Raw genomic sequence first — 18,564 nt, forward strand, 5'->3', positions numbered from 1 at the left:
CACCATGCCAGGGCGCTCGGCCATCATGTGGCCGCAGCTGGCCTCGTCTGGGAGCGTCGGTTCGAGGCGGCGCGTCAGTCCGAAGCCTGGATGCGCGAGAGGCGCGATGTCGTTGCGGTTCCGGGACTCACCCCTCACAGTGAGGCAATCCTCAGGCAGCTCGATCAGCTGCCGCGGGCGGAGCAGCCGAAATTCCTGGAGCAGCTGTCCGCCACACCGGAGGGCAGACAGGCGCTCGAGGAGGCGAAGACCATCGCCCGGGCGCTTGAGCGGCGCTTCGGCAGTGCCGACCCGCGCGTGTTCAACAAAGAACTCGACCGGCTGGGAGCCACGGACGCAGCGAAGATCGATCGTATCAAGGACGTCGCCCGCATCGTCGATCGGGCGCAGCGGGCCGAGCTGTCGCGTCAGTATGAATTGAAGCGGAGCCTCAACAAGGGGCTGGGGTTAGGCATGTGACCAGGGGCCGAGTTTGTCAGGCTCCGACCTCCAGGGAAGTGGGGAAATTTCTCGTCATGGACGCTGTCGTGACGACAGGTTGTCTGCCTCAACATACCTGCCATAATGCGGTAATCCCCACGACAGCAGGATGCCTCTAGAGGAGGGCTTCGATGAAGGCACTGCGATCGCTGCAAGCTTCTTACGCCGCTATGGTCGCTTCTGGTGCTGGATTGGCAGCGTTCTGGCTGATTGGCGATCTTGCGGCAGCGAGCGGACAGGGGCCGTATCTGCGTCTTGCTCTCCTGGCGTTCATCGCAGTCGTCCTGGGCCTTGTCAACGAGACCGGGTTGGCGTCATGGCGACGTGGTGTTGTACGCAGGGATGGTCTGATCGGTGAGCCCGATGACAGGAGAAAAGCCGAACAGGAGCTCGAGCGGCTGATCGATGCAATTCCCGCGCAACTCTGGTCGACCCGCGCCGATGGATCTGCGGAGTTTCTCAATCGGCGGTGGCTCGAATATACCGGATTGAGTCACGATCAGGCGATCGGCCGGGGTTGGCTGGCGGCCGTGCATCCGGACGATCGCGGCCGTCTCGTAAGACACAGAGAGTCGCTGGTGGCCGGCGGCGGGCGGGGTGAAATCGAGGCGAGGATGCGTCGCTTCGACGGAGAATATCGCTGGTTCCTTGTCAGAGCCGAGCCAATGCTAGACGCGAGCGGGAAGCTGACCCACTGGTTCGGAACCAATACTGACATAGACGATCTCAAGCAGGCGGAGCAGGAGCTGCGCGAGGCCGAGGTAAGGCTTCGCACGACCCTTGATGCGATACCGGCCATGGTCGTGTCTTCGACTGCCGATGGCATCGTCGACTTCATCAATGCGAGATGGGTCGAGGAGGGGTTCTCAGAAGAAGAAGTCTATGGCGGCGCCTCCGAGCTTGTTCATCCTGACGACCTGAAACTCTTCATGGCCGAACGGGAGAGGGCTCTCGTGGCCGACGATCCCTATGATGTCGAAGTGCGTCTGCGGAGAGCCAATGGCGACTATCGCTGGCATCTCGTCCGCTCCGTTGCGGCAAAGACCGGGATGGAAGGACCCCGCCACCGGTATGCCACCGCGACGGATATCGACGGTCGCAGGAAAGCCGAAGAGGCCTTGCGAGCCAGCGAGCGCGAACTCCAGCTTCTGGTCGATACGGTGCCGACCTTGCTCTGGGCCTACACCGGCGAAGGGGAGCCAGCCTACATCAACAAGAGGTTGGAAGCCTATTACGGCCTTGCGATAGATGATTTGCCGGAAGCTGAAGGCTCCAGGGTGAAGGGCGCGGTTAGAAGCCGGGTTCATCCAGACGATGTGGCTTCCGTCGAGGCAGCGCTGCAGCGTTCATTCGAGACCGGAGAGCCGTTCGCAATGCGCTATCGCAACTTCCGGGCCGATGGTGTTTTAAGATGGGTCCGCGGCCGCACCGAGCCCCTGCGAGACGAAACGGGCCGGATCGTGCGGTGGTACGGTGTGATCACCGACATCGACGACGAGGTCAAGGCACAGGACGCTCTCCGGGCCCGGGAACGCGAGCTGCAGTCTCTCGTCGATACGATCCCGGCCCTTGTGTGGTGCGTCAGTGCCAACGGGGATCCGGAATATATAAACAAGCAGATGTCGCTTTATTACTTCGGCGAGGTGCGGGACGTTGATCGCAGCGAGCCGGAAGCCGGCTCGAAGCTCCAGCGGGCGCTTGGCCGTCTCATGCACTCCGATGATGTCTCGCTTGTATACGAGACGCTTGGACATTCGTTGAGGACAGGCGAGCCGTTCTCGCTGCGATATCGCAACCGGCGTCACGACGGCGTCTATCGCTGGGTTCATGCGCGCGCCGAAGCGTTGAGAGACGACGAAGGGCGGATCGTGAAATGGTATGGCGTCAGCACAGACATCGACGACGAAGTGCGGGCACAGGAGGCCCTGCGCGCGAGGGAGCGCGAACTCCAGTCTCTCGTCGACACGATCCCAACCTTCGTCTGGTCCGTGGATCCCGACGGCCGCCCCGCATACATCAGCAAGCGGCTGCTGACATACTACGGTCAGACATCCAGTCACTACATGGCCGACACAAGCTTGGACAAGGCCGTCGGTCTCGCCATACATCCCGATGACGGGCCGGCCGTGCGCCGGAACATGATGCACTCGTTGAAGACCGGCGAGCACTTTGCGATGCGCTACCGCAACCGCCGCGCGGATGGCGCCTATCGATGGGTCGATGCGCGAGCGGAGCCGCTTCGGGACGAGGAGGGGCGCATTGTCAAGTGGTATGGCGTCAGCGTCGACATCGACAACGAGATCAAGGCCCAGGACGCCCTTCGCGCCGCACTCGATCGGCTTTCCCGCGCTTCACAGCTTGCAGGCCTCGCCGAGCTGTCGGCCTCAATCGCGCACGAGATCAACCAGCCGCTGGCGGCTATCATAACCAACAGTCATGCCTGCCAACGCTGGCTGTCGGCCGAGGAGCCAAATCTGCAGCGTGTCAAGACGATTACGGATCGCCTCATTCGTGATGCCAATGCCGCCGCCGATGTTGTTGACAGGATACGCGCGCTCTTCAAACGAGCGGACGCGATCAGAACGATGACCGACATAAATGAGGTCATCCGAGAGGTGTGCCGGCTGGTCATGGACACAATCACGTCGGAGCATGTTGTCTTGGAAACAGAACTGAGCGATTCCCTGCCGGTGGTGTTTGCCGACCGCGTTCAGATCCAGCAGGTGCTGGTCAATCTGATCCGCAACGGCGTGGATGCGATGAAGTCGAATGCCGATGCACCAAAATTGCTGGTGGTCGTTTCTCGCCGGGGCGAAGGTGATACGATCCGGGTCGAGGTTCATGACACCGGTGCCGGTATTGCCGAGCCGGAGAGAATTTTCGAGCCGTTCTTCACGACCAAGGCGGAGGGTATGGGGATGGGTCTTTCCATTTGCCGGTCGATCCTAGAAGCGCATGGCGGGTCGCTCCGGGCAAGCAATGTCGAGCCAAGGGGAGCGATGTTCGCATTCACCCTGCCAACCCAGGTGGTCGAGGCATGACCCAGGAAGAAAGCATCGTCTATATCGTTGATGACGACAAGCGCGTCTGCGAGGCTCTGGAAGAGCTCATGGCGGCGAGCGGCCTCGAGGCGGCCGCTTTCAACTCGGTGGGTGAATATCTCGCCTATACTAGGCAGGATAGGCCCTCCTGCCTCATTCTGGATGTCCACCTTCCGGATATCAACGGCCTGGAGTTCCAGAAGCAGATCGGCAGCACGCATCCGCCGATCATCTTCATCACCGGCTATGGCGATATTCCATCCTCGGTAGGCGCCATCAAACGCGGCGCCGTGGACTTCCTGACGAAGCCGTTCAGCGATGTCGAGCTGATGAATTCCATACGTACAGCGATCGACAGAGATCGTGAGGCCCGCATCGAAAGGGCAGAGCTCACGACGCTGCAGGACCATTTCGGATCGCTGACGCTTCGCGAACGCGAGGTGCTGGGACTGGTGGTGAGCGGCTTGCTCAACAAGCAAGCGGCCGCGCAACTTGGAATCAGCGAAGTGACCCTGCAGATCCATCGAAGTCGTATCATGCACAAGATGGAAGCCGCGTCGCTGGCCGATCTCGTGAGGATTGCCGAGAAGCTGCAGATACCAATCAGTCATTCTCGGCGAGGGGGGACGTCATCAAAATGACAGCTGTTCAGAAGTCGATGATAGCCGTCGTTGACGACGATTTCCGCGTCCTCGAAGCGATGGAAGAGCTATTGGAATCGGCCGGGCATTCGGCCTGCCTGTTTTCCTCGGCTCAATCCCTTCTGGAAAACGATGTCCTGCGCAAGATTGATTGCCTGATTACCGATATCGGAATGCCCGTAGTCGATGGATTTGAACTCCATCGCCTGGCGCGCGCGGTGCGTCCCGAATTGCCGGTCATCTTTATTACGGCTCGTCACGACCTCATGGATCAGAGGCGGGCGCCGGTCGGTGGCCATCAGGGTTTCTTTCGGAAGCCCTTCGATGCTCCGGCTCTGCTCTCGGCGATATCTCGAGCTGTTTCGACGTCATAGCAGGAGCAGCGGCGCTGTCGGTGTGCCGCTTCGAAAGGCGTCACGATAGGTGTTGTGCGCGGGGCAGCTCGTTTCTTCTGCTCGTGCGTGTTTTATCCGGCTCCATATGTCACGTCATGGGTCGCCCAGCCGGTTATGCGCTTCTCGATGTGTGCAAAGATCACGTACATGGCTATGCCCATGAAGGAAACCACTGCCAGGCCGGCGAAAACGAGCGGAATACGGAAGTTTGCCGCAGCCTGCGTCATCAGGGCTCCGATTCCACGATTTGAGGCAAGTGTTTCGGAAATCACCGAGCCGACGAAGGCAAGCGTAATCGATACTTTGAGCGCCGCGAAGAAATAAGGCATCGATCGTGGAATGCCAATCTTGCGGACGATGTCGAGCTGGCTCGCGCCAAGCGAGCGCATCACGTCGCGCAGTTCAGGTTCGACTGTCGAAAGGCCGGCGGCGACATTCACGGCTATGGGAAAGAAGCTCAACATGAAAGCCGTCAGCACCGCCGGTACCGTGCCTATGCCGAACCACACCACGAGCACCGGTACGATTGCCACCTTTGGAATCGAGTTGAAGCCGACGAGCATGGGATAGAGGCTTGTATAGGCGAGCCGGGAAGATCCGACGACTATGCCGAGCGCGGACCCGACGAGGATCGCCAAGCTGAAGCCAACCATCGTCGTCAGCATGGTCTGAATCGAATGGAACCAGATAACATAGAGATTTTCATAAAGGGCTTCGCCAACCAGCAGCGGCGACGGCAGCACGAAAGGCGGGATGTCGAAGCTCAAACACGCCAGTTCCCAAATGACGATCAGCACTAGCGGCGCAATGAACGGACCCGCTCGTTCCAGGTTTGTCATCGGGCGCTCTCGGTTTGCGCAGTCGGCTTTGTATTGAACAACGCCCGTTGCGAGCGAATCTCCGCCTTCAGCGCCACGACCTGCTCGTTGAAGTTTGCATTTGACAGAAGTTCTTCGCCGCGGGGGCGGCCGAACGCTGATGTATCGACCGAGTTCACCACCTGTCCGGGGCCGCTGGACATGACATGCACCTGGTCTGCGAGGTAGAGCGCTTCGCGCAAATCGTGCGTCACCAGAATGACGGTCAGGGGCCGCTCAGCCCAAATCTTCTGGACCACGTCCCACAGCTCCTCGCGGGTAAGCGCGTCGAGTGAAGCAAACGGTTCGTCAAGCACGAGAAGCTGCGGCTGATGGATGAGCGCCCGGCATAGCGACACACGCTGCTGCATGCCACCGGATAGTTGCCAGGGGTAGTGCCCGGTGAAGCTTTCCAGTCCCATCATGCACAGCAGTTCCATCGCTCTTGCAGTGAACTCCTGCCGTCTTGCAGAAAACTGATAGCGCTCCGGGCGAACGACTTCGAGGGGAAGCAGGACGTTGTCCAGCGCCGTTCGCCAAGGCAAGAGGTTGGCGTTCTGAAACGCCATTCCGACGTTGCCGACCGGCGCGGTGATCTGCTGCCCTTCGACCAGCACCGTGCCGCTCGAAGCAGGAACCAGGCCAGCCACCAGCTTCAGGACCGACGACTTGCCGCAGCCGGAGGGACCGACGACCGCCGCAAAGGAGTGAACGGGCACCGCCAGGCTGAGGTTCGAAACCGCCAGGGCCGCTCCATATCGAAGGCTGACGTCAATCAGTTCGACGAGATTTTTCATCGGCATTGTCCAGATGCATTTTGCTATTGCGGGCAGAAAAGGGGGATTGGCGCGGCGTCTAATTCGGTGGCAGGCGTTGGGCGAGTGGCGGCAAAAACTCGGTCGTATAGATTTCTTCGAGTGGCGGCGCGGGGATGTTGTAGGCCTCGCTATTTGCCTTGACGGTGCGCTCCATCCGCGATCGATCGACATAGCCCAGCCCGTCCGTCTCAAGCGCCGGTGATTTCATCATGCCTTTGTCCATCAGGAAGGCCAGCCGGTCCCTCTCCAGCTTCGTGTCGAACAGCGGCTCGATTTCCTTCATCGCCTGCATGCCTGCATCGGGATCCTTCATCAGGTCGATTGTGCCGGCGATCGTTGCCTCCACAAAGGCTGCAATGACGTCTGGATGCTTTGCTATGTAGTCGGGGGTCGCGGCAAGAGCGCTGCCATAGAGATCGAGCCCGTGGTCGGCATAGCCAATCACGACGATATCTTCCTTCGGCACGCCGAGTGCGATCAGATTGAATACGGCGGTCGACGAGAAGCCCGAGATCGCATCGACTTGACCCTGTACGAGCATCGTCTCGCGAAGAGTTGGCGCCATGCTGATCCAGTTGACCGTGGCCGGATCAATGGTGTTCGCCCTTGCAAAGGTCCCGAACATGAGGCGGCTGGAATCGCCGTCCGGAGCTCCCAGCGTCTTCCCGACCAGGTCCGCGGGGGTCCGTATTCCGGATTTCGCCAGGGCAACAATCGAGTTCGGAGTGCGGTAGAACACCTGGTAGAAGGCAATCAAACGGCGGTCCGGATTCTCGGCGTTGAACTTGATCAACGCGTTGATGTCCATGAATCCGATGTCATAGGCCCCAGAGGCAACCTTGACGATCGTATCGCCGGAGCCATAGCCGCGGTCCATGGTCACCTCGAGGCCGTTCGCTTCGAAGTATTGCTTCTTGATGGCGAGGCCCCACTGGGCGTGATGGGCCTGCATCGCCCAGTCAAGGCAAAATCTTACGGGCGTGAGCCCCTGCGCCAGGGAGCTGATTGGGAAGAGTGCGACCACTATTGCCGCAAGCGTGATCATCCGGAAATACGTCGTCATCGCCGTTCCCTCTAACGCAAGCTCAACCTCCCTGAGCGTTATCTCATAAATTAGACATCATCTACAATGGGCCAAGGCGATCGTTATTCTCGATACCGGCTAGTCAAGCAGGAGAATGGTCACCGGATCCTTTCGCATCTTCACGTTTTGGGACAAATGCGCGGTTGTAGCGTGGGATGACTGCTCTTCTAATAGAAAGAAATGCTCGCCATTTCTCCACCTGGTAGAAGAAGCGCTCGCGCAGAGTTGCTGCTGGATCGACGCTTCGCAAAGCAACCGAAGCGCCGGTCAGGTTGAGCTTTGCTCGGAAAAATGGAAAAGATAGGAATCTTCAAGATTAAGCTGAATCTCCAATTTAAACGTGGTCGTCTTGAGCCTGATGTACGTGCCGTAAAGCGACAAGACCAAATGAAAAAGTCGGTTCAACTGCGAAACTCGATACGACTGGACGAAGTGGGCGCGCGCCTGCAGGCCTATCGGCTCGACCGAAAACTTCCACCCGAGCAACTTGCGGCAAAGCTAGGAATATCGCGCGCGGCCGTCTATAGGGCGGAAAAAGGAGAAATCGCCAAGGTCGATTTGCTGGTGAGGATCGCAAATGTCCTCGAGATAAGCCTGCGAGAATTGCTGGGTATAGCAATCGAATACATTGATGGCGCTGTTCCATTCTTCAGGCGCGTGGCGCAGCTGGAAGAGGAGAGTGACCAGATCATCGCCTTTTCCGGTCAGATCCCCTATCTCCTGACATCCGCCCATTACGACGCAATGCTTGCACAGGCCTTCGAGGTTCTGACGAAAATTGACGCGGAAACAGGTGATGCGGTCCGGGAATTGGCATTAGTCCTGCGGCAACGCAAAGACGCTTACCAACGCCGGCGGCCATTGCTCGTCAACATTGTCTTTGCAGCCGAGCTGGAAAGGCTCCTTCTGCGTGGGCTGACCGTACGCGATGAGCCAACGCAGCGGCTGGAGGAACAGCGCCGAAAGGCAAAGCTGGAAGCGATGCACCTTAGGGAGCTGGTGCTCAATCAACCAATCGATGTCCAGATCGGCATACTTCCGGAAGCCCTGCCTTCGACAGGATTTCAACTGTTTCGCCGATCGCAGCATACTGTCCTGATCGTCAGTCCCTATCAGCTTGGAGACCGCCCGAACCTGCCACTTGGCGCCGCATTCTCCATGACATGCGAGGAAGGTATTGGGCATCACGAGGAGGCCGCAAGGCAAATGTGGAGCCGGGCGCTGAAAGGCCAGCAAGCCGCAACCTTCATCGATGGGCTCATCGAGCGCTATGGCATAGTCGAGTGAGGTTGTGCCGGGTCATATGCGTGGGTTGGGCGGCCCTTAGCCGGGCTCACACTTGCCGCAGCGCCCGTCCGGAAATCCGCTCTCTGGAATGCGAGAACACAGGCCCACTTCGCCGCCCTGATCCCAAAAAGCGTCCGTTGACAGCCGAGCCGGCTCGCAAGTCTGCCGGTTTATGACATGTCAATCATATATTGTCCTTACTTTATCGCTGGCGCGAAAAAGACGATAAATTAGACACAATCTAAGTTGGCGGAGCTTGGAACAAAAAGCGAGCTGCTGCCGCAGCAACCGTGATGAGAAACGGCAAGATTGGGATGGAACAGATTCTATACTTTGGCCCCTTCCGCCTGAACGGTGCGGAGCGGCTATTGTTAAGGGACGAAGAGCCGGTGGCCATTGGTGGCCGTGGCCTCGACATCTTGATTGCACTGATCGAGCGCGCGGGTGAGGTGGTCAGCAAACGGGAGCTGATCGATCTGGTCTGGCCAGACGTGACCGTGGAAGAGGCCAATCTTCGAGTGCATATTACAATCCTGCGCAGAGTGCTGCAGGATGGCCAGGATGGCGCTCGATATGTCGTCAACATCCCTGGACGCGGATACAGCTTCGTCGCGTCCGTCCACCGTTCGGATCTACCGGCACCCCCCAAGCTCGCCAGCCCCGGCCCATCTCGGGTGCAAAGCCAGCATGAGCTCCGTCATCGCATGGTTGGGCGGAGCGACGATGTCTTTGACCTGTCTTCGCTGCTCCTGGCCCGGCGCTTCGTCAGCGTGGTAGGCGCCGGCGGCGTCGGCAAGACGACTGTCGCCGCGGCGGTGGCCGATGCGCTGTTCGGTGTCTTGGGGCGGGACGGCGTCTATTTCGTTGATTTTGGCGTGCTCGACGATCCGACTTTGGTCCCGCATACTGTCGCGGCCGCGCTCGGTTGCCTTATTCCAGGTTCGGATCCCGACCTATGCATCCGCACTGCGTTGGCGGAGCGGCGTGTCCTGCTCGTGCTCGACAGCTGCGAGCATGTGGTCGAGACCGTTGCCCGTTTCACCGAGCGGCTTTTCCTTGATGCTCCTTCGGTGCATCTCTTGGCGACGAGCCGAGAGGCCCTGCATGTCGGTGGAGAGAATGTCTACCGGCTCGCACCGCTCGAAACCCCGGCCGAGGAATTTCCGACTGCCGGTGAAGCGCTCGCCTCGCCGGCCGTGCAGCTGTTCATGGAGAGGGCGACCGCGAGCGGGTACAGGCACGAACTCAGCGACAAAGATGCGCCATTTGTCGCCAGCATCTGCCGCCGGCTTGATGGAATTGCCCTTGCAATCGAGCTTGCCGCAAGTCGCGTCGGTCTCTATGGAATCCAGGGAACCGCCGAACTGCTTGATCACGGCGGCGAATTGGTTCTTGACGGGCGGCGCGGTGCGCTGCCTCGGCACCAGAGCCTTCAGGCGACGCTCGACTGGAGCTACAACCTTCTGTCTTCGCAGGAGCAGAGAATTCTCTGCCGGCTATCGGTATTCGCCGAGCCGTTCACGCTGGAAGCTGCTCATGCTATGGCACGCGATGCCGGCGAGGGCGCGCAGGCAGTCAGCAATGCGCTTGCCAGTCTGATCGACAAATCCCTCCTGTCGGTTTTCAAGGAAAGCGTGAGCGCAGTCTACAGGCTTCCAGACACGACCCGTGCCTATGCGGCGGCAAAGCTCGTCGAAAGCAACGATTTACCAGCAATTTCACGCAACGATGGTTCCCATTTCGCTATCCTCAACGAGGCGGCTGGAAAAAGCGGCTCGGCTGTTGCGCTGCGAAAATCAAGCTGCCGACATCAGCGGGCCATGGCCTAGGCCCCGCTTCCCCGAAAAACCAAGACGTCCAAGCGTTCCTAGCGCCCACGTCCGGCGCGCGTGCCGGACACGGTAGACGTTGTCCCCTTGGCGTCATTGGGCAGGAGCGAGCTGCCTGCGGCGACACAAACCTTAACACCTTTTTGCGACTAACAACGTGTCAAGAACCATGGCCCGGTTCATATTCAATCCAGAAGAACGGCCTCTGGAAAACCGAACAGCCTATTGTTCGCAGATGGAAGGCGAAGAGCAATTCGCCCTGAAGTCATGAGGCCGACTGGCGCCTGCATCGGCATGGCACATGTGACGGTCGCAGCCGCATCGATTCAACGGATCCGGAAAGGGAGACGTTCATGCCCTTCAACGCACTTCTCGCTACCCGCTCAGATCAAAGGGCGATTACAACGCGTGTCGTCTCCTTTGAAGAGAGCCAATTGATGCCCGGCGAGGTGACGGTTGCTGTCGAGTGGTCGTCCGTGAGCTATAGGGACGCCTTGGCAATTACGGGTGCGGCGCCCCTTATCAAGACATTTCCGCTCATTCCCGGCATCGATCTGGCGGGAACGGTGGAAGCGTCGTTGGACGCTCGTTTCGAGCGCGGTGACAAGGTCGTCCTGAATGGCTGGGCGCTGGGCCAGACCCATCACGGCGGCTATGCGCAGCGTGCCCGTGTCAGCGCGGATTGGCTGCTGAAGCTGCCCGCTTCGATCAGTACGCGTGATGCGATGGCAATCGGGACGGCCGGGTACACCGCCATGCTGAGCGTGCTGGCGCTTGAACATGGCGGCCTGACTCCGGAGCGCGGGGATGTTCTGGTAACAGGGGCGAGTGGTGGGGTCGGATCGAGCGCAGTCTCGATCCTGTCGAAGCTTGGCTATCGGGTCATTGCGTCTACCGGCCGCCAAGAGCAGCACTCCCGCCTGCGTGTCCTCGGTGCGACCGAGATAATAGGACGCAATATCCAATCCGGCGAGGCGCGATCGATCGGGGCGGCGCGTTGGATGGGTGCAGTGGATACGGTCGGCAGCAAGACGCTTGCCGGCATACTCGCACAAACCGGTTATGGCGGGGTCGTCGCTGCATGCGGCGTCGTCCAGGGCGCAGACTTGCCGGCGTCGGTCCTGCCATTCATGCAGCGTGCGGTAACCCTGATTGGCATCGACTCGGTAAACGCACCTCGCGCCATTCGTTCCAGGGCCTGGGAGCGGCTTGCGACCGATCTCGATCGCGCAACGCTGGCGCCTGTGATCAACGAAATTGGCCTGGCCGATGTGCCGAGCACCGCATCTGCCATCCTCCAGGGCAAGATGCGAGGCCGCACGATCGTCAACGTGAATTCCGGGCTGAGGGCTGTCGATGTGCGGCAGCGGAGGATCTGTGGATCAGCAGACGCGATGCCACCATCACCCGTTGGAGACGTTGAAGACGCGGTCGTGTCTACGGGTGGGTCTCGCCCCGAGATCAGCGATCCATTCGGCCTCTCGACCGGCGGGTTTGTGGCCCAGCTCATCAGGCACCAATCGCCTCATCTGGCGCCCCTGTGCTTTTCTGCCGGCATCGACTTGCTCGACATTTCAGACCCTTCCGCAAGTCGAGGTGTGTTTTGAGAAGGGGCACCATGAAGATTGCCTACCCTGACGGTCTTCAGAGAGAGGATCTCGTCAGGGGTGTCGCCGTTCAGCAATTGTCAGGGGATCCGAATATGGGTTTTGTCCAATGAACGTTTCCGATATCGATCTCGTTGTTCCAAGTTCCATCCGCAACGATATCCATAACTTCTGTCTGGCACTCAGCGGCTGCATTGTCCGCGAGGCGGGCAGTCTTCTGGCGGAGACGGCTGAGCAGTTTTCGGCGGGTGAGGTCATCCTCGCAGAACTGCGCATTCCGCCCGAGAAGATAAGTGAGCGCGCCCGCGTGCTGTACCGTAAGGCTGCCGATTGCGAGGCTTTCGCGGACCATTTGGTCGGAAAGGTGCCCAGAACTGAGGACGAGCTTTCCGAGTGGTGGGCGGCCGCGTTGGCGCATGACATTTTCGAGCGGCGACGTTCAACGAGTGACTGAGTGCTGTCGAACTTCTTCGTCGGTGGTCGCATCCGGTCGCCGGTATAGAGCTGCCGGCTTATCGATCACTCTAGCAGCACGCGCGACGATAGCCTCGCTGCCAAGCGGCATGCGGTCGCGCCTCTTGCTTTTTCATCCCGACGTTGCCCTTCATTGCGCAGGCCGGCCGCAATTCCAGATAAATCACTGCATTAAAATAGTTGTTGCGTTGCAGCGGAACATTGCTGCACAAATAAATGTGAGTTGCCTTTGCGGACACGCACGAGCTTCCTCAAGCAATGCGACGCTGCGAAGTCGATGATTTTTTAAGTATTGGCCCTTGCGAGCAGGTAGTGGTCGGATACCAATCAAACGACAAAGTTCAGGCGGCAGACGACCCATCCGCCAAGGGTAAGGCAAGGGCGGAAGTCGCAGGCCCGGTACTTCAGTTCGGCGCATTCACACTGTTGCCGCATCGGCGGGTTTTAACCAAGGACGGAGAGGCGATCGAAATCGGCGGGCGCGCGCTCGACCTGCTGATCGAGCTTGTCACCAATGCCGGTCAGACCGTCGACAAGGAAAGGCTTATCAGCTGTGCCTGGCCGGATATTTTCGTCGAAAGCGTCAATCTGAGGGTTCAGATCGTCAACCTGCGAAAAGTCCTGGGCGATGGCCCGAACGACCAGCGGTACATCAAGACGCATGTCGGCCGAGGATATCGGTTTGTCGCGCCGGTCAAGCATACGTCGGCACAGTCGTTCGAGCCCGTCTCGATGCCGGAGATCAGCGAGGCCCCGAAAGAGGCGATGGTATTGCCTGCCGAGCCGGCACGGATGGTGGGCCGGGGCGAGGAAGTGCGGTTGCTGGTGGAGCGGCTACTTTCCGAGCGCTTCATTACAATCCTTGGGCCTGGCGGCGTTGGCAAGACGACGGTCGCCGTGGCGGCAACGCACCTGCTCCTACCCGCCTTCGAAGGAGCAGCATATTTCGCCGACCTCGGCGCTCTTCGCGATGCTCATCTGGTGCCGTCCTTTCTTGCATCGCTCTTTGACATACCGGTGCAGTCCGACGATCCGACCCCGGGCTTGATCGCGCATCTTGGCGACAGGCAGCTTTTGCTCGTGCTCGACAATTGCGAACATGTCGTGGATGCGGTGGCGAAGATTGCCGAACTTATCTTCTTCAAAGCGCCAAGGGTTCACATCCTGGCAACCAGCCGGGAGGCGCTTCGGGTCGAGGGCGAACACATCGTCTTCCTTGAACCTCTCGGCTACCCCTCTTCGGAGGATGAGCTACAAGCCGATGCATTTGAATTTCCGGCGATCCAGCTCTTCGTCAATCGTGCGGAGGCGGCGGGCGCACCCATCGAGCGCACGCCTGAGAATGCAGAGCTCATAACGAGCATCTGCGCGCGCCTGGACGGGATGGCGCTTGCCATTGAGCTGACGGCCGGTGCCGTGGCCGCCTATGGTGTTGCCCAGACCGCTGCGCTCCTCAGGGACCGGATGCAGCTCAGCTGGATTGGCCGGCGAACCGCTGCGCCCCGGCATCGGACGATCGAGGCAACGCTTGACTGGAGCTACGCGCTGCTCTCGCCGATGGAGCAGACCGTGATGGACCGGCTCGGCATTTTCGTGGGCAGTTTTACGCTTCCAATGGCCCTTGCCGTGCTCATGGAGACCGGCCTGACCAAGCGCGAGCTATTGGAGTCGATCCATGGCCTGAAGTCGAAATCCCTCATCGGGACGGATGGAAATCACGGTGGACCCTCGTTCCGGCTGTTGGAACTCACGCGCGACTATGCTCATACTCGGCTCAGGAAACAGAACCTGCTGGCTCCGACCGCAAGAGCGCACGCCGCTCACATGCGGGAGATGCTGTCCGACAGGCGGCAGATATTGAATTTGCCGACCGACACCCTCAGGGGGTGGGTCGGCAATCTGCGAGCGGCTCTCCAATGGGCCTATGACGCAAACGAGGATGCTGCGCTCAGGGTTTCGCTTGCTGCCGGGGCGACGACTCTGCTTCTGCGCTTGTCGCTGTTTACCGAATGTCGAAAGTGGTGCGAAGCCGCGCTGAAGCTCGAGGAAGCGATGGAGCCGGGATTCGAGATGGAATTGCAGGGCGCGCTCGGGCTTTCTCTGATGTTCACGCAAGGCCAGGGCGTTGCCGCCGGTCTTGCCCTTGAGCGCGCGCATGAGGTTGCCGAAAGCCTCGGTAGCCTCGACGACCAGCTGCGGTTCATCGGACGGCTCCATATCTACCACGAGAGGCAAGGCGACTTCCTCGGCGCCCTGAATTGGGGCCAGCGGTCGCGGGCGATTGCACAGCAGATTGGTACGGATGCAGCGCGCGGGACTGCGCTCTCCCTGCTCGGAATTTCCCACCATCTCATGGGGGATCAGGCAGTCGCGCGGGAGGAGTTCGAGGAGTCGATACGATACATTCCACCTTCCGACCTGGGGAGTATCACCTACTACGGGTTTGACCACCGCAATCGCTCCCAAATTGGGCTCGCGAGAACGATGTGGTTGCTGGGCTTTCCCGCCCAGGCACGCGCCATTGCCGTTTCGACGGTTGCGGAGGCGGCGCAACTCGGGCATCCGCTCACCCACTGTATCGCGTTGATCTGGGCCGTGTCGGTCTTTCAATGGGTGGGAGACCTCGATCGCTTGCAGGAGAGTGTCGCGGTCTTTCGCCGATTAGCCATGATCAATGCGCTCGGGCCCTATCTTGCGGTCTCCCAGGGAATGGAAGGCGAACTTGCGATCCGCGAGGGCCGCATCGAAGAGGGCGTGCGCGCGTTGGAGGCCTGTCTCGAACGCCTGCATGCCGTGCGCTACGAACTGCTTACGACGACTTTCAACATGACGCTCGCCGAGGGTCTGGTTGCTGCCGGTCGACTGGCTTCGGCCCTCGACCTTGTCGAGGCGACCATTGATCTCAACAGTCATCATGGCGATGTTTTCGCAATGCCGGAGTTGCTACGAATCAAGGCTGCCATCCTGATCGCCGCTGGGGATCGCCAACGGGGCGTTGCCGTGCAACGCGAGTCGCTCGATTGGAGCCGGCAACAGGGTACTCGGTCATGGGAATTGCGAACCGCCATCGATCTCGGTGAGGTCTTGATCGAGGACGATCGTTCAGAGGAAGCGCTGGAACTTCTGGGACAGGCGTTGGAGCCATTCATCGAGGGCAGGGAGACGCACGACGTCCAAAGGGCTCTCCAACTTGTCGAACAGATCAGCGATACGCGACCTCCCGAAGGCGAGTGACTGGCGGCTCCCTTGTCCATCGACGCGCCGGAAAACTGCAGGCGCGCTGCGGCAGCGCCCATCGCAATCCCGTCAGACTTGTCACTCTCACCATTCGGTATCCGGCGCTAATCTATCCCGGTATCCAAGATTGCGAAGGCTTGCTGCGCGCTTCGATAGAACCCGTTGTGCTCCCACGCCTGGGTCCAGGTGGACCACGACTGCCTGTGATGCGGCGCAGATTCGAGGAGCGATCTTGGCAGTTGGGCGTTATTCTTGCTGGAGAGAAGCCCAGCCCATATCGAGTTGCAGCAAGTCCATGGATGGGGTTCGACCCTGTCCAATCCTTCGCCCCTGGTGAGCAGGCCAGATCAAACATAGGAGAGACCGATGCAGACGTCCTTCGTCGTTCGTCGTGAAACCCATGTCCCGGCGCCGCCTTCCGCGGTATTCGCCCTCCTTACCGATCCAGAAAAAATACTTCGCTGGATGGGAACGGAAGCGCAGACTGAGCCTCAGGCCGAAGGGCTCTATCTCGTCAACGTCACCGGTGCCCGCTGCGCGCGCGGCTCCTTTCGTGAGGTAGTGCCGGTTCACCGCCTGACCTACAGTTTTGGGTGGGATGGAAGTGAGACTGTGCCGCCGGGATCGAGCCTGGTCGAGATAGACCTGATGGAGCAGCCGGACGGAACCCTGCTGCGCCTCACTCACAGTGGCTTGCCCAATGCTGAGCAATGCGCGAGCCATGCGGAGGGCTGGGCGCATTATCTCGACAGGCTGGCCGTGGCTGCGGGCGGGCGCGACCCCGGTCCCGATCCGTGGGTGGGCAGGACCTAGCCGCCGATAGGATTGACAATCTCCCCGTTCGGGCAACGACTCCGGGGCGCGGGTGACAGCCTGCCGCCACCGTGGCATGATCCCGACATGGAATTGCCTGCCTCCTTCGCATGGCTGGTTGACGAGGCCAGTGCTTCGCCCAGTCCCGATTCATTCCTGGCTGCGCTCGGCGGTCTCCTGTTGGCCGATGGCCTGCCGCTGGCCGGTGGAGCCCTGACGCTTTCAGTACCTCACCCCATCATCGCTCACCGCACCTGGCTGTGGCGAGCGAAGACCGGGGCGGTGATCGAGGCCCTTGGCTTCGCCGGCGCGCCGCGCACGCAGGCTGGCCGCGACTGGCTGGGCGGCCTTGGGGCGGTGCATGAGGATGTCGTCGTGGCACGAGCCGACGCTCCGGTGCTGGGCTGGGCCGGGGCCAGGCCGTTCGATCCAGACGAGGCCGACCGTCTGCGGCAAGCCGCGCGCTTCGCTGGAGCGCCGCTCGCTGCCCTTGCCGCGCGAGCAGCGCTCACGACATTGCTCGAGGCCTATCTCGGTCGGCGCAGTGCCGCACGTGTACAGGCGGGTGCGCTGTCCCGCGGCACCGGAGAAACCATCCGCGCCGCCCTGCTCTGTGCCGATCTGCGCGATTTCACGGCTCTGTCGGAGGTAACGGAGCCGGCGGCGATGATAGCCGCGCTCGACGCCTGGTTCGAGCGTGTTGCCGGCGCAGTTCACGCGTTCGGCGGCGAGGTGCTGAAGTTCATCGGAGACGGCGTGTTGGCAGTCTTCCCGGTGACCAGCGCTCCGGCCGAGGCCTGCGAGGCGGCGCTGCGTGCGGTCGTCGCCGCACGCGCCGGCATGGACCATCTCGATGCGGTACGACGGGAGCAGGGGCTGCCGCCGCTGCCTTTTGGGGCGGCAGTGCATTTTGGCGAGATGCTGTGGGGAAACATCGGTGCGGCCGACCGGCTCGACTTTACGGCCATCGGCCCCGCAATCAACCTGGTCAGCCGCCTCGAGGGCCTGTGCAAGCCCCTTGGAAGGAGCGTGCTCATTTCGGGTGCGGTTGCGGCGCAGACGACGCAACCGTTGAAGCCATTGGGTGATCACGCGCTACGGGGGATCGCAGCACCCTGCGCGGTCTTCACCCTGCCCGACGACTGAGGCCCACGGCGTATCACCTAGATGGCCATACCGCCCGAGACTTCGATGCGCTGGGCGTTCACCCAGCGATTTTCCTCGGAAAGAAGCGAGGCTATCATCGGGCCGATATCGTCCGGCACGCCGACGCGGCCGAGCGCCACCATGTCGGCGACGCGCTTATTCACTTCCGGGTTGTCGCGAACCATGCCGCCGCTGAAATCCGTTGCGATGGCGCCCGGGGCGACCGTATTGACGGTGATGCGGCGCGGACCCAGTTCCTTGGCGAGGTAGCGCGTCAGGATCTCGACTGCACCCTTCATCGATCCGTAGGAGGCACTTCCCGGCACGATGATGCGCGACAGGCCGGACGAGATGTTGATGATCCGCCCACCGTCATTGATCAGTGGAAGCAGCTTCTGCGTCAGGAAGAACACGCCCTTGAAATGGACGTTGTAGAGCTGGTCGAGTTCTTCCTCGGTCGTCTTTTCGAATGCCGCGTGATGAGAGGTGCCGGCGTTGTTAACGAGATAGTCAAAGCGTTCGGCACCCATGCGGTCCAATTCATTGCGGACCTGCTGGGCAAAGGCATCGAAGTTGGCGACGTTGGCCGTGTCGAGCTGCAGTGCGACTGCGCGCCTGCCGGCCTCGTCGACGAGGTCGACGACCTTCTGGGCTTCTGCCCGATTCGAATTGTAGGTGAAGATCGTATCGACACCGTGCTTGGCGAGATTGAGCACCGTATTGCGGCCGAGGCCGCGGCTGCCGCCGGTAACGATTGCGATCCTGGGGCTTGAAATGGCTGGATTTTCTGCTGGCATCTTGAAACTCCTGTGTCTGTTTTCGCTGCACAGAATATGCCCGCCCGGCCGTTTGCGT

At 60.5% G+C, this 18,564-nt stretch carries 14 protein-coding genes and 1 pseudogene; 11 read left to right on the forward strand and 4 right to left on the reverse strand.

Annotated features, from left to right (window positions below):
* The 4 genes and pseudogenes from EV286_RS32085 to EV286_RS22895 form a co-directional block, all read left to right on the forward strand.
* Window positions 1-459: pseudogene (locus tag EV286_RS32085) on the forward strand (Ti-type conjugative transfer relaxase TraA); the annotation flags it as partial.
* Between the two features lie 152 nt (window positions 460-611).
* A complete protein-coding gene (locus EV286_RS22885; RefSeq protein WP_132959491.1) occupies window positions 612-3,521 on the forward strand; it encodes a PAS domain-containing protein in 2,910 nt (969 codons plus the stop codon).
* The gene (locus EV286_RS22890) at window positions 3,518-4,162 is read left to right on the forward strand and encodes a response regulator (protein ID WP_132959492.1); all 645 of its coding nucleotides are present in this window, start codon (window positions 3,518-3,520) and stop codon (window positions 4,160-4,162) included. Before EV286_RS22885 ends, EV286_RS22890 begins: the two co-directional genes overlap by 4 nt.
* The gene (locus EV286_RS22895) at window positions 4,159-4,536 is read left to right on the forward strand and encodes a response regulator (protein WP_132959493.1); all 378 of its coding nucleotides are present in this window, start codon (window positions 4,159-4,161) and stop codon (window positions 4,534-4,536) included. The genes EV286_RS22890 and EV286_RS22895 overlap by 4 nt, the downstream gene beginning before the upstream one ends.
* A gap of 92 nt (window positions 4,537-4,628) precedes the next feature.
* Here the strand turns inward: EV286_RS22895 and EV286_RS22900 are convergent, their stop codons facing one another.
* From EV286_RS22900 to EV286_RS22910, 3 genes are read right to left on the reverse strand one after another with little or no spacing between them, the layout of a single operon-like run.
* Window positions 4,629-5,396, reverse strand: coding sequence for an ABC transporter permease (locus tag EV286_RS22900; RefSeq protein WP_132959494.1), 768 nt, complete (start codon window positions 5,394-5,396; stop codon window positions 4,629-4,631).
* Entirely contained in the window at window positions 5,393-6,211 is an 819-nt protein-coding gene (locus EV286_RS22905; protein ID WP_132959495.1) for an ABC transporter ATP-binding protein, read from the reverse strand. Before EV286_RS22905 ends, EV286_RS22900 begins: the two co-directional genes overlap by 4 nt.
* Before the next feature lie 58 nt (window positions 6,212-6,269).
* The gene (locus EV286_RS22910) at window positions 6,270-7,295 is read right to left on the reverse strand and encodes an ABC transporter substrate-binding protein (RefSeq protein ID WP_132959496.1); all 1,026 of its coding nucleotides are present in this window, start codon (window positions 7,293-7,295) and stop codon (window positions 6,270-6,272) included.
* Between the two features lie 312 nt (window positions 7,296-7,607).
* On the opposite strand from EV286_RS22910, the gene EV286_RS22915 reads away from it, so the two are divergent.
* From EV286_RS22915 to EV286_RS22945, 7 genes are all read left to right on the forward strand, one after another.
* Window positions 7,608-8,603, forward strand: a complete 996-nt coding sequence (locus EV286_RS22915) for a helix-turn-helix transcriptional regulator (protein ID WP_245500802.1) — start codon at window positions 7,608-7,610, stop codon at window positions 8,601-8,603.
* Window positions 8,604-8,917: 314 nt separating this feature from the next.
* Complete coding sequence (locus tag EV286_RS22920) at window positions 8,918-10,432, forward strand: winged helix-turn-helix domain-containing protein (RefSeq protein WP_165932915.1); 1,515 nt, start codon at window positions 8,918-8,920, stop codon at window positions 10,430-10,432.
* A 353-nt stretch (window positions 10,433-10,785) separates the two neighbouring features.
* The gene (locus tag EV286_RS22925) at window positions 10,786-12,039 is read left to right on the forward strand and encodes an MDR family oxidoreductase (protein ID WP_132959498.1); all 1,254 of its coding nucleotides are present in this window, start codon (window positions 10,786-10,788) and stop codon (window positions 12,037-12,039) included.
* Window positions 12,040-12,148: 109 nt separating this feature from the next.
* Window positions 12,149-12,493, forward strand: coding sequence for a hypothetical protein (locus tag EV286_RS22930; protein WP_132959499.1), 345 nt, complete (start codon window positions 12,149-12,151; stop codon window positions 12,491-12,493).
* Between the two features lie 332 nt (window positions 12,494-12,825).
* The gene (locus EV286_RS22935) at window positions 12,826-15,747 is read left to right on the forward strand and encodes a tetratricopeptide repeat protein (RefSeq protein ID WP_165932916.1); all 2,922 of its coding nucleotides are present in this window, start codon (window positions 12,826-12,828) and stop codon (window positions 15,745-15,747) included.
* A gap of 369 nt (window positions 15,748-16,116) precedes the next feature.
* Window positions 16,117-16,563: an SRPBCC family protein gene (locus EV286_RS22940; protein ID WP_132959501.1), complete on the forward strand. Its 447-nt coding sequence runs from the start codon at window positions 16,117-16,119 to the stop codon at window positions 16,561-16,563.
* Between the two features lie 87 nt (window positions 16,564-16,650).
* A complete protein-coding gene (locus tag EV286_RS22945; RefSeq protein ID WP_132959502.1) occupies window positions 16,651-17,709 on the forward strand; it encodes an adenylate/guanylate cyclase domain-containing protein in 1,059 nt (352 codons plus the stop codon).
* A gap of 17 nt (window positions 17,710-17,726) precedes the next feature.
* Here the strand turns inward: EV286_RS22945 and EV286_RS22950 are convergent, their stop codons facing one another.
* Window positions 17,727-18,506: an SDR family oxidoreductase gene (locus EV286_RS22950; RefSeq protein ID WP_132959503.1), complete on the reverse strand. Its 780-nt coding sequence runs from the start codon at window positions 18,504-18,506 to the stop codon at window positions 17,727-17,729.
* Window positions 18,507-18,564: the final 58 nt, after the last annotated feature.

This window comes from Rhizobium sp. BK251 (assembly GCF_004345245.1).
GTDB lineage: Bacteria > Pseudomonadota > Alphaproteobacteria > Rhizobiales > Rhizobiaceae > Rhizobium.

Bases quoted from the DNA above. Each gene is read 5' to 3' on its own strand.
- EV286_RS22885 (WP_132959491.1), top strand. From the start codon at position 612: ATGAAGGCACTGCGATCGCTGCAAGCTTCTTACGCCGCTATGGTCGCT.
- EV286_RS22890 (WP_132959492.1), top strand. From the start codon at position 3,518: ATGACCCAGGAAGAAAGCATCGTCTATATCGTTGATGACGACAAGCGC.
- EV286_RS22895 (WP_132959493.1), top strand. From the start codon at position 4,159: ATGACAGCTGTTCAGAAGTCGATGATAGCCGTCGTTGACGACGATTTC.
- EV286_RS22900 (WP_132959494.1), bottom strand. From the start codon at position 5,396: ATGACAAACCTGGAACGAGCGGGTCCGTTCATTGCGCCGCTAGTGCTG.
- EV286_RS22905 (WP_132959495.1), bottom strand. From the start codon at position 6,211: ATGAAAAATCTCGTCGAACTGATTGACGTCAGCCTTCGATATGGAGCG.
- EV286_RS22910 (WP_132959496.1), bottom strand. From the start codon at position 7,295: ATGACGACGTATTTCCGGATGATCACGCTTGCGGCAATAGTGGTCGCA.
- EV286_RS22915 (WP_245500802.1), top strand. From the start codon at position 7,608: ATGGAAAAGATAGGAATCTTCAAGATTAAGCTGAATCTCCAATTTAAA.
- EV286_RS22920 (WP_165932915.1), top strand. From the start codon at position 8,918: ATGGAACAGATTCTATACTTTGGCCCCTTCCGCCTGAACGGTGCGGAG.
- EV286_RS22925 (WP_132959498.1), top strand. From the start codon at position 10,786: ATGCCCTTCAACGCACTTCTCGCTACCCGCTCAGATCAAAGGGCGATT.
- EV286_RS22930 (WP_132959499.1), top strand. From the start codon at position 12,149: ATGAACGTTTCCGATATCGATCTCGTTGTTCCAAGTTCCATCCGCAAC.
- EV286_RS22940 (WP_132959501.1), top strand. From the start codon at position 16,117: ATGCAGACGTCCTTCGTCGTTCGTCGTGAAACCCATGTCCCGGCGCCG.
- EV286_RS22945 (WP_132959502.1), top strand. From the start codon at position 16,651: ATGGAATTGCCTGCCTCCTTCGCATGGCTGGTTGACGAGGCCAGTGCT.
- EV286_RS22950 (WP_132959503.1), bottom strand. From the start codon at position 18,506: ATGCCAGCAGAAAATCCAGCCATTTCAAGCCCCAGGATCGCAATCGTT.